The sequence below is a fragment of the Actinoplanes utahensis genome (assembly GCF_016862455.1).
GTDB lineage: Bacteria > Actinomycetota > Actinomycetes > Mycobacteriales > Micromonosporaceae > Actinoplanes > Actinoplanes utahensis.
Map to the genome: position 1 here is coordinate 1 of NZ_BOMZ01000154.1, position 710 is coordinate 710.

Genomic DNA, 710 nt, shown 5'->3' on the forward strand with positions numbered 1-710 from the left:
AGGACGTAGCCGGCGGTGACGGCGGCGGCGCCGGTCTGGGAGAGCAGGTACGGGTGGTCGCTGCCGGCGAGTTGGGGGGTGAGGTTGGGCAGCAGGACGGAGGCGAGGCGCAGTTGCCAGACCGTCGGCAGGAAGTGGGCGAAGATCGGGGCGACCAGGACGAGGGAGCCGAGGGTGGTGAGGGTGCCGGCGGTGGAGCGGAGCAGGGCGCCGAGGCCGAGGGCGACGAGGGTGGTGACGGTGACGATTCCGGTGGCGCAGAGGACGGTGGGGAGGGCGTCGGTCCATTGCGGCCAGGGGTTGATGGGTGCGGGGCGGTCGCCGAGCATGAGGCGGGCGTCGGCGAAGGCGAGCAGGGCGAACGCGGCGCCGCAGGTGAGTCCGATGAGTCCGGCGACGGTGGCTTTGGCGGTGATGAGGGTGCGGCGCTGGGGGACGGCGAGGAGGGCGGGGCCGATGGATCGGGTGCCGAATTCGCTGGTGATGAGCATGGCGCCGATGGCGCCGATGAAGAACATCACGAACGGCATGGTGACCACGGTGGGGTCGGCGGTCTCGTAGTTGAGTCTGTCGGCGGGGCTGGCGGCGTCGTAGGACTGCACCAGCATGAAGAGGATGAACGCGCCGAGCAGGGAGGCGGCCACGCCGCCGGCGAGGAACGCCCAGGTCGACCGGAGGGTGCGGACCTTGAGGAACTCGGCGGCGACCGC

General features: G+C 71.5%; 1 protein-coding gene. It reads right to left on the minus strand.

Translation table 11 applies throughout. The features are described 5' to 3' along the window. The coding region (locus Aut01nite_RS44580; RefSeq protein WP_043530860.1) for an ABC transporter permease at positions 1–710 on the minus strand (710 nt) is incomplete at both ends.